The organism is Shewanella profunda (assembly GCF_023283765.1).
Taxonomy (GTDB): domain Bacteria; phylum Pseudomonadota; class Gammaproteobacteria; order Enterobacterales; family Shewanellaceae; genus Shewanella; species Shewanella profunda.
This window is the reverse complement of the sequence record NZ_JAKILG010000078.1, coordinates 1-10,405: the sequence shown is the minus strand read 5'-3', so window position 1 is coordinate 10,405 and position 10,405 is coordinate 1. Positions and strand designations below refer to the sequence as shown.

Here is a 10,405-nt window from a genome sequence, read left to right as displayed (position 1 = left end):
TCCACTAATTTATGCATAGGCCCTCCGGTGTGATGGGGTTTCTCTTGGTCGAAAGATCCGATCACTTGGAGGGCTATTAGTTCAAATTTTCTTATCCCGAGTTCAGGTTAACTACAAAAAATTGAATATTATTCATTTAAGACTAGCTTGATTTAGGCGTTGGTTATTTTAAAACCAAGATTGGTGATGTTTCACAAACCCAAACTATCCAATTATGGTACTTTAGTCGTACAAAAAGAGTGTCGGGATGTTTGCCTTTAACGCAGTGTGGGCCTTAATCGCTAAGGTTTAAATCATAGTGTTCAAATCGCCTAGGCATGATACAAAATACCACGGCAACAGCGGAGTTTAGCAACAGTGAAGAATAAGAGTTTATTAGGCAATATTGGTGTGCAAGTGGTCATTGCCATGATTTTAGGCGCACTCGTAGGTTTTATGATGGGCGACAGCGCGAGCATGTTTGCGCCGTTAGGAACCATTTTTATCCACTTAATCAAAATGCTAGTGATCCCACTGGTGTTGGTTTCTATCATTAGCGGCGCAGCAAGTTTAGGCGATAGCCCTTCGGCAGGTAAGATTGGCGTTGGCACATTCGGTTTCTTTATTGTGACTTCAGGCTTTGCTGTGGTGCTAGCTCTCGTGATGGGTAATCTATTTAAGCCCGGTGCCGGGGTTGATTTTACCGCCCACAGCAGCACAGGCTTGATGGAAGTCACTAAGGAACAGGGCGCACTGCCAGGGGTAATGGATACCTTTATCGGTATGATCCCGACCAATGTGTTCGAGTCATTGAATGGCGGTAACATCTTACAAATTTTAGTTTTTAGTATCTTCTTCGGTATCGCGCTCACTAAGGTTAAAGGCGATGGTGCTAAGCCTATTTTGGCCGCACTCAATACAGTTGTTGATGCCTTCGTATGGATGATCAACTGCGTGATGATCATTGCCCCTATCGGCGTATTTGGTTTGATGGCCGATTCCGTGGGTACCTTCGGTTTCGATGCGCTAGAAGTGGTGTTTAAGTTATTCGGCGTATTTGTGGCAGCGATTCTGATCTACGGCTTTATCTTCTTCCCATTGGTGGTGCAACTTTTCTCTAGAGTGTCAGCGCGCCAATTTATTTCGGCAATGAAAAAACCGCAGGTAATGGCATTATCAACCGCCTCTTCCATGGCGACGCTACCTGTGAATATGGAAACCTGTGAAGAAGATCTTAAAGTCTCTAAGGCCACCACCGCCTTTGTTCTGCCATTAGGCGCCACCATTAATATGAGCGGTAACGCGATTTATTATGGTTTAGTCGCCATGTTCTTCGCCCAAATGTATAACGTCGACCTTTCGATGACAGCCTACGCGGCCATCATCTTCACCTCGACCTTAGGCGCTATCGGCCAAGCGGGTGTGCCAGGTCCATCCTTCTTAGTGGTGGCTGTGCTATTAGCCGCAGGCATTCCTATCGACGGTTTACCTTTGCTATTTGCCTTAGACCGAGTATTTGACATGATCCGCACCGCGCTCAATATCACAGGTGACGCGGCATGTGCATTAATCATGGATAAATATACAGAGGGCGAAGTTGAAGCAGATAACGAGCGCAGCTTAAGCTAACTTCGAATACAGGCTTGAATAAGCAGTGCTTATTCAAGCTTTTTTATGCTGGTTAAACGGCATAGTGGGCGGTTTCTACAGGCAAGCAGTCAAACTGACTTAACTCAAATATCTCAGTGTCAATGTGATCCCTAACATCACCGTTACTAAGCTCAATCTGCTAGGCCTCGCAATTTACATTTCTTATAGCAACATGACCGCAGCTGGCCGCGCTTTTCTGCGATACTGAGCCTAAGTTAAAGTTCCAAAGGAGTTTTGCACTATGTCTGTATTTGCCCCCGCAACACCTTTTGCCGACTTTATTTACCGCTATTTCCGCTCAATCCATGCCCTCAAGCTTGGGCTAGCGCTACTCATTGCCGTAACAATTAATGCCATTTGGACGCCACCGCATTTTATCTGGAGCATGGTCACGATAGTGATCATTATGATGAGCTTACCGCAGGTCGGTGGCGCGATTGAAAAATCACTACAGCGGGCCATAGGGACTTGTTTAGGCTCAGCCTATGGAGTGATGTTAGTCGCAACGATTGATAGCTATTGGCTAATGATGAGCCTACTGATCTTGGCAGTAAGTCTTATCTGTTTTATCTCAGCCGGACGTTATAGCTACGCCTATTTGGTGTCAGGGTTTACCATCATTATAGTCGTTGGCGATGCCAACCATGACACCTCCGAAGCTCTATGGCGCACCGCAAATATTCTCTCCGGCTGCGTGATCGCTATTCTGGTATCTTTGTTTATTTTCCCCATCCAAGCCAAACAAGACTGGCGATCCCAGCTCACCAACGCCATTGAAAATATGGCAAATGTGCTAACCAAACACCTAAAGGCTCCCGCCAACCATAGCTTAGATTTTCGCACCGAACTCGAAGCCGCGATGAAAGCCGTACTCACCCAAAAGAAGCTATTTTTCTCCTTAGAATGGGAAAGCAAAACCCTCAAAAAACACAAAGTGTTATTGGCACAATTAGTGAACAAACAGGTGCGTTTAATCACTTTGCTCGAACTATTGCCCTTAACCCGCTGGGAGGAAGAAGATAAAGACGCCTACCACCAAATCAATGGCATTGCCGCTGAGCTTGCCCTTTACTTACAACAATTAGCGGAATTTATTGCGGGTAAAGCCACGCAGTTGCCCGCTTTACCCGAACACTTAGATCTGCAATTACAACAAAGGCTACAACTGACACTGCCAACGACAAATTCAATTGCGACCATAGACATAACGTCCTCATCCAGCCAAGCACCACGGGGGTTTGCTCTCACAGGCTATAGTTGGCTTATTTATCAACTCGCAATAGCAGTAGAAGCCCTGTATGAAGATATCAGTATTATCGATAGCGCCTATAAAAAGCAGCCCGCTAAAAGCAATTAGAGCAAACCTGTGCAATTAACAATTAAATATTAGAATCCAAATTGGATCAGTCTTGGCGCATTACTCCCCTAATGCGCTAAACCCTAGATAAACCCTTGGTTGGCCTTGATTCACAGGGGGTTTAATGAAAAGATACCGTCCTAATAAAAATTCGATTTATGGGCTTTTTCATGCGCTTATTTTCCCTCTCCGTTATCGCCATTGCCTGCCTATCTGCCAGTAATGTCGGCTTTGCCAACGATGTTAAAACTGCTATTCCAGAAACTTCTGTAACAACGGCGCCCCAAGAAGTCGGCACCCCGAACGCCGTTGAGAATGCCCAAACCGCAGAGACTCAGGAAAATGTGGCCGCAAATACCGCCGCAGCCACCGAGGGAACTCAGCCAACACTAGTCCCTGAGCGTGCCAAAACCTTTGTAAATGATGCTATTTTACCGCCAAGTATTACATGGCATGGCGCCAGCGAAGCCATTATGTTGAGTATCGATAACGAATGGGCAACCCCATTCGAGCAAAGCAATGGCATTGAGAGTCCAAGCTACGATGACACTATCCTTTGGCTCGACAGACTTGCCAGCGAAACCACTAAATTACAAAAAGTGAGCTTAGGTAAAAGTCCCCAAGGACGTGACATTTGGATGTATGTCGCTAGCAGTGAAGGTATGAGTGAATCTGCGAGTCTCAAGCAGAATACTAAACCAACCATTCTCGTGCAGGCGGGTATTCATTCCGGTGAAATCGACGGTAAAGATGCGGGGATGATGCTGTTAAGGGATATTATCAAGGGTGATAAAGACGCCCTGCTGGACAAAGCTAACCTCCTGTTTGTGCCTATATTCAGTGTCGATGCCCATGAACGCAGTAGTGAATTTAATCGAGTGAATCAACGCGGCCCTGTGAATATGGGCTGGCGCACGACAGCGAACAATCTCAACCTTAACCGCGATTACGCCAAGGCCGACACCTTAGAAATGCAACATATGCTACGCGCCATCAACGTGTGGCAGCCGGATCTTTATATTGATATTCATGTTACCGACGGCATCGACTATCAATACGATGTCACCTTCGGTTATAACCTTGCCCAAGGGTTGAGCCCTGCTAGTTTCCGCTGGCTCGAAAACAGCTACAGACCTGCGGTTGAAGCGGCATTAACAAAGCAAGGCCATATTCCTGGGCAACTGATCTTTGCCGTGGATAACGCCGATATCACTAAAGGTATGTCGCTGTGGAATCCAAGCCCGCGCTTTTCAAACGGTTATGGTGATGCACGCCATTTACCCACCATTCTGGTTGAAAACCATAGCCTGAAACCCTTTAAACAAAGGGTGTTAGGTACTTATGTGATGCTAGAACAAACCCTCAAAACCGTGGGCGAACAGGCCACTAAACTGAAAAGTGCAATTCAGGAAGATAAGTATCGCGCGTCACCGCTGATCACCCTCACATGGAAATCGGCGCCATTAGAAAAAGGCTGGGATTTTAAAGGTATAGATTATCAACTCGAAAAGAGCTCAATCAGTGGTGCCGATGTCGTGCGCTGGACGGGTGAGCCTAAACTGTACCCTAACTTGCCTGTGGTGGCTGAAACAGTACCCGATATTAAGGTCACTCGCCCGAGTGCTTACTATATCCCTGCCCAGTGGACACAGGTGATTGAGCGCCTGAACCTACATGGCATTCGCATGACCACGCTCAAAAAGCCAACTGAGCTGAAATTACAACAATACCAACTCACCCATCCGGTGTTTACGGCTAAGGCTTTTGAAGGTCGTCAAACGGTAAAAGTCGAGTCGGAGTTAACTAAATTAACCACCACTCTGCCCGAAGGCACCATTAAAGTCAGTACAGATCAACCTTTAGGTGATCTAGCAGTCTTACTGCTAGAACCTCAGTCACCAGACTCTTTACTGCAATGGGGTTTCTTCAATCCTATCTTCACCCGCACTGAATACATTGAAGATTATGCGGTAGAGCCTTTGGCGGCCAAGATGCTAAAAGAAGATCCTAAGCTGCAGGCTGAGTTCGACAAAGCACTGACCAACGCCGAGTTTGCCGCCGATCCCGAGGCGCGTCTGCGTTGGTTCTATGAGCGCAGCCCTTACTACGATAACCAATACCTTAAGTATCCGGTTTACCGTAGTCGCTAATTTTAGCCATGACTAAACGGCAAGGATTACGCTGGCTTACGCGCACTGATGCTATACACCAAGGGCACGTTCTGCCCTTGGTGTTTTAGCACATAACGGCCATCGGTCTGTGCTTCGAGCCCCTCGAAACATTGGTACGGGCTGAAATCAAATTCATGAAAGAACTCCAACGCTAAGCCCGCCTGCAGTAATGCATTGATCACTTCCGATAGACTGTGTGACCAGCACATTAAGGTTTGCTGGTCATCACCGGCATTTTCGGTGTAAGTGCCTTCCTGCTCTACGTCTGGCTCACCACGATTGAAATAGCTGTAACCATCGAACAACTGCTGCGCAGGATGAAATTCAGCCATATAAAACTGTCCACCGGGTTTTAAACAGGCGGCTATTGTCTTTGCCCAAGGCTCCAAATCCGGCAGCCAGACAATGGCACCATAGGAGGTAAACACAATATCATGAGGCTCTACCTTGCTCGCCACACTGTAGACATCGCTACAGATAAATTCTGCTTGTAACTGCGTCTGCTGTGCCAGCTTTTGTGCTTCAATAATCGCCACCTCTGACAAATCGACGCCTGTGATGCTAGCACCCATTCGTGCCCACGACAGGGTATCTAAGCCAAAATGGCATTGCAGATGCAGCAAACTTTTGCCTGTAACCTCAAGTTCGCCGAGTTCAATTTCCTGTAGTGATGTATTACCGCGCAGAAAGCCTGCCACATCATAAAAATCCGAGGTTAAATGCACCCGAGTACGTGCATCCCAAGCCGTTTTGTTAACCTTTAAGTAATCCATAGATTTTCCTTCTTGTATTTTTGCATCTAGCGTTTCTCCCAATACTGAAAACTAACTTAATAAATGAGTAATTTCACTAATCTATGAGTAATTCACTCACTTAGCGGACATGTCCGCTCAGACTTAAACGGACACTTTAATCATAACAAACTGATTATATAGATAATTTAAAATTGGCACGGGCTGTGCATTATCGTATTTATCGCTACAACTGGCTTAGCACTTATCTGAAACTCGAGTGCCAAATTAACAAAACAAGGAAGAAAAATGTCCCTACGTCCATTTATATTCATCCTCGGCTTTATATTGGTTTTTACCGCAGGTGTATCGCTCACTGGCGGCATTATTAATGTGAACGCCGCCGGCATGCCCGACTTGGACCACCAGCAGCGCGAACTCACACTCGATAGCCAAGACTTACAAGGACTGATTGCCGAAACTGGCGCTGGCAGTTTAGAAATTGTAGGCGTAGAAGGCCTCAACCAAATAAAACTCGTCGCCGATATTTATACCAATGCCGACAGTAAAGTTATTTTAACCCTTGAGAAAAAAGCCAATAAGGCCAAGCTCAAGGCCGATTTTGAGCAAAGCGGTTTTAATAACGACTCACCTTATATGGATATCAAACTGCAAGTGCCAGCACATCTTGCACTGGATATCGATGACGGCTCAGGCGCCATTTTGATCAGCAAGATGACCGCAGATATTAATGTTAAAGACGGTTCGGGTGAACTCATTATCAACGGTGGTAACAATGTCAGTATTGATGATGGTTCTGGTGATATTGAAGTCAACCAAATTAGCGGCGAACTCGCCATTGTCGATGGCTCTGGTGCAATCAAAGTGACTGATATTCAAGGTAATATTGTTATCGATGATGGTTCAGGAAGCATAGAGGTTACGAACGTGCAAAGCACTGTGACCATCACTGATGGTTCTGGCGATATTAACGTCGTTAATACTAAAGGCTTAAGTATCTTAGCAGCGGGCTCTGGCAATGTTAGCTTCGACAAAATCGATGGCCCAGTAAGCATGGAATAAAGCACTGTTTTATAATCTACTCCCAAGGTTTTACCCTCTTCCCGGCGTAGAGGCTGATATTGCAACGGTTCCCAGCCAAGATGTCAGTCTTCTACCCACCCTTTGCAGTTAATGCAATTTTGCCGCGACTCCCTGGTAGCGGCATTTTTTTAGCTCTCGATTCATACTTCTCCAGCCCAAATTCAGGCCAGTCTTTGGTGGCGACGAATCCGCATCATTACTGTAATGATTTTAAGGGGGAATTTAACTTGGGGAAAACTTACCTTTGCGAAGTAGTGAATGGGAACTAAAGCTTAAATAATTGATTTATTATGAAAGTTAATCGTTAAGCACTGCCATTCCAGTGACTCGCAGCCTTTTTATTTATTAAGAAGTATCCCTGTATGCTCGACGGCGGCATCTGCTGCATACGGAAGTGCGAATGCAGCAATCACATGGATGTGAAAGAGCGGCCATGCCGCCAACGGTCACTTCCATGACAGTGCTCAATTCCGCGAACTAAATCGTATCCTGTTAGCCTGAAACTGCACCTAAACGTGAGGTGAAAACCGAGCGAACAATCTCAGCAGGTATATATCTTTGAGCAAGTTAGGCAGGTTCCCAATAGCTTAGATGTGCCTATTCAATCTTTACGTAGCAAAATTTAACAATGGGCGTCTCTAAACTATTTGATGATGACTAATCAAGCTCTTGCCCTGTATCAGCGTCTCTCTGTGCTAGAGATAGATAATCGAGATTTAGTCGGACAAACTTAGTCAGGTAAGCGACAGTCACAGTACTCTCAGTTCCGGCGTATATGTCACTTTGATCTTCATATCCAGCGGATTCGGCAAGCTCTTCTGCTAGAGCTTCAATTTTGTTTTGAATCGCAGATACTTTTCCATCGCTGGTTTCATCTCGCAATAGCGCGAAAATATCGAATTTGTAACTATCAGTTTCTTCATTGGAGTCAAGCCAGATATAAATTGCACGAATAAAGCTAGAGTAGTGTGGCATTCCTTCTGCTTTGGCTTCAGCCTCGATATCCGCGATACGTTCATTAAATAAAGGGAAAAAAACAGCATTGAAGTTGTCAGGAAGAGCACTCCTTAAGTACCGATTGGCTCTCCAAACTGGTACAGAAATTTCGTATTCGCGCTCCAATTGAAGAAGAGTGAAATTTTCTGTCGTATCGATGACATTTAGCAGGTCAGCTTTCTCGACAGTTAAGATATAGTCTACATTAGCCTCGTAGTAGTTTTCTTCTAGTTTGAAGTGAAGCTTTCGAACACTTTTTACAAAAGAGTTACCTTGATGAACTTCCCGAGGTCGTATCTTTTTGCAAACAGCAAGTTCAACGCAGGTTTCAATCGCATCATTTTGGCAAGCGATATCACAATTCTGTGAGAGAACAAGAAAAACTGAGGTAGGCTTTAACTTTGAGAGATCTCCGCGTAAATGAGCCTTAGCGAAAGAGTGTGACCATTCAAGTTTTTTTTCTTCTGTTATATATGAAGCTAAAAAACAAGAGGCTTGTACAAGCCTCTTGTTGTGTAGAAGAATTTGACCATTAGAAGCAGGCGTTTCAGCCACTTAATGAACTCCTATGAAATCTTCGCTAGCTGAAGAAGAGAAACTTCATTTGTAACTGTTGATTTTGGTGCGCTTGAGTTCATCTTTTCTGCTAGCTTTCCAGAAAGCCGAACAATTTCTCGTATATTCAAAGATGGTTCAGACAATAGGTTAAGTAATGACTTCCCTTCAACTGTGTAGTTTTTAGCCATTGCACCGGGGCTGCGATTAAACTTAGGGCTTATCTCTTGAATAATTTCAGCCAACGTTAAGGCACGCTTTTGATTCGAAGCATTTACAGTATGATCATCAGCAGCGTTTTTATATGAGTGCAGAGTTTGTCGAGATACACCAAAAATATTTGCTATGTCTTTGTTTGGAAGACCCAAAGCTACTTTCACTAAATCAACAATATCAGCAATTCCCAGTAATTCTATCTTATTGTCAGAGCCAGTAAGCCCTGTAACACCAATTGAAGACCACTGTTCACCACAAATATTAGAGCTATAAGATACTTCGTATTGAGGTGGAAGAATGCTATCAATATCAACAACCGCATGCGTATTGAAACACATCACGCTTAGAGCTATCACGGTTGTTTTCTTGTTTATAGATGAAGTTGTATTCCACATTAGCTTTCCTCCTTATATCCCCACGCTTGTTTAGCTTTTTCAGAAATGACACCCCAAAATATGTCACTTGCACTTTGATATAGCTTGCGTGTAGCGTCAGCGATTAAAACTACGCTAAATGTAGGGCTGTGAACAAATTGGTACGTATGATCTACATCCAATATGCCGTATGTTTCAGATCTTACGTTAAACCAATCTCTTTGACCATCAATAACTAAGCCACATTTTTCGTCAGGTTCCATCAAATTTTCAGGTAACACTTTCTGTACGCGATTATCAATGGTTGGTAACTCTTCAAAGTTAACAACTAAAACTTGGTTTTCCGCTACTTTTACTGCTTTTAGTGAGTGCCCTTGTAAATGTGTTCCAACGCCTTCTAGATAAGGTGGTTGAATGTCAGCTGAAACATAATCGCGAAGAGTACTCTCTCCAGAGGGAGCAATGACATCAACATATCTAAGACCGACACTTTTTAGCAATGTTTTGTCTAACTTAGGGATTATCTCCATACAAACAAGTAGTAAACGATGGAATTTGTCGTAAAAGTCACTAAATGTGCCGTATTTTGTTGACTTCAATATAATCGAAGAGTCAGATATCTCGAAGATCTCGCGCTCACCAGCAGCTCGGAACAACAAACGAGTGTTTGATAGCTTGCGGTGTTTCATCTGTTGAGAAACTGCATCATAGTTCCATTCTGCAATATCTGCTTGGCTTTCAATTTTTTCAGGAAACCCTTCATCAATCATCCTTACGTGAAGAGCTTTAATAAGCTCAGGATCGATAGTTTTTAGAGTAGGAACTTCAGCGAATCTTAAATGAATTAAAGCATGTACTAAAGGTGCCTTTTCTAGAGTTTTTTTCATACTATCTACCACAGTTATAATCAAAGAGAGTTTCTCTCGGACGAGTATCTTACACTTTTTTGGACACTTAAAAAGTAATATTAGTTCAAAATTTACACTTTTTTGGACACAACAGCGACTCTTAGCAAAGTTTATTGAAACACCCATTGTTAAATTTTGCGACGAAACAACAGAATTGGGGCATGTACAGGCTAACAGGATACTCAATGGTTAACTGGATTAAGCGCTGATATGGAAGTGACCGTCCGTGACATGGATGTCACGGTTGAGCATACAAGGATGATGGGATGGACACCTCTTGTGAAGTAGGCGTCATTTACGCCATATTGAATTTGCACGTTCAATAACAACAAAAGGTGTCCAAAATGAAAGTTACACTAATAGG

The 10,405-nt window shown here is 44.0% G+C and carries 8 protein-coding genes; 4 read left to right on the top strand and 4 right to left on the bottom strand.

Translation table 11 applies throughout. The features are described 5' to 3' along the window. Positions 1 to 357: 357 nt before the first annotated feature. The 3 genes from L2744_RS20930 (at position 358) to L2744_RS20920 (ending at position 5,136) form a co-directional block, all read left to right on the top strand. Positions 358 to 1,608, top strand: a complete 1,251-nt coding sequence (locus L2744_RS20930) for a dicarboxylate/amino acid:cation symporter (RefSeq protein ID WP_248993687.1) — start codon at positions 358 to 360, stop codon at positions 1,606 to 1,608. A 262-nt stretch (positions 1,609 to 1,870) separates the two neighbouring features. Next, positions 1,871 to 2,986, top strand: coding sequence for an FUSC family protein (locus L2744_RS20925; RefSeq protein ID WP_248993686.1), 1,116 nt, complete (start codon positions 1,871 to 1,873; stop codon positions 2,984 to 2,986). A gap of 170 nt (positions 2,987 to 3,156) precedes the next feature. After that, the gene (locus L2744_RS20920) at positions 3,157 to 5,136 is read left to right on the top strand and encodes a M14 family metallopeptidase (protein ID WP_248993685.1); all 1,980 of its coding nucleotides are present in this window, start codon (positions 3,157 to 3,159) and stop codon (positions 5,134 to 5,136) included. Positions 5,137 to 5,162: 26 nt separating this feature from the next. On the opposite strand, the gene L2744_RS20915 is transcribed toward L2744_RS20920, so the two are convergent. Then, on the bottom strand, positions 5,163 to 5,930 hold the full coding sequence (locus tag L2744_RS20915) for a class I SAM-dependent methyltransferase (RefSeq protein WP_248993684.1): 768 nt from the start codon (positions 5,928 to 5,930) through the stop codon (positions 5,163 to 5,165). Between the two features lie 267 nt (positions 5,931 to 6,197). Here L2744_RS20915 and L2744_RS20910 point away from each other — a divergent pair, with 267 nt between their 5' ends. Then, a complete protein-coding gene (locus L2744_RS20910) occupies positions 6,198 to 6,971 on the top strand; it encodes a DUF4097 family beta strand repeat-containing protein (RefSeq protein WP_248993683.1) in 774 nt (257 codons plus the stop codon). Positions 6,972 to 7,649: 678 nt separating this feature from the next. On the opposite strand, the gene L2744_RS20905 is transcribed toward L2744_RS20910, so the two are convergent. Genes L2744_RS20905 through L2744_RS20895 form a run of 3 tightly spaced genes read right to left on the bottom strand, consistent with a single transcriptional unit; the run spans position 7,650 to position 10,020 of the window. After that, positions 7,650 to 8,543, bottom strand: a complete 894-nt coding sequence (locus L2744_RS20905; RefSeq protein WP_248993682.1) for a hypothetical protein — start codon at positions 8,541 to 8,543, stop codon at positions 7,650 to 7,652. Between the two features lie 11 nt (positions 8,544 to 8,554). Continuing rightward, positions 8,555 to 9,154: a hypothetical protein gene (locus L2744_RS20900; protein ID WP_248993681.1), complete on the bottom strand. Its 600-nt coding sequence runs from the start codon at positions 9,152 to 9,154 to the stop codon at positions 8,555 to 8,557. Beyond that, a complete protein-coding gene (locus tag L2744_RS20895; RefSeq protein WP_248993680.1) occupies positions 9,154 to 10,020 on the bottom strand; it encodes a TIGR04255 family protein in 867 nt (288 codons plus the stop codon). Before L2744_RS20895 ends, L2744_RS20900 begins: the two co-directional genes overlap by 1 nt. Between the last annotated feature and the right edge of the window lie 385 nt (positions 10,021 to 10,405).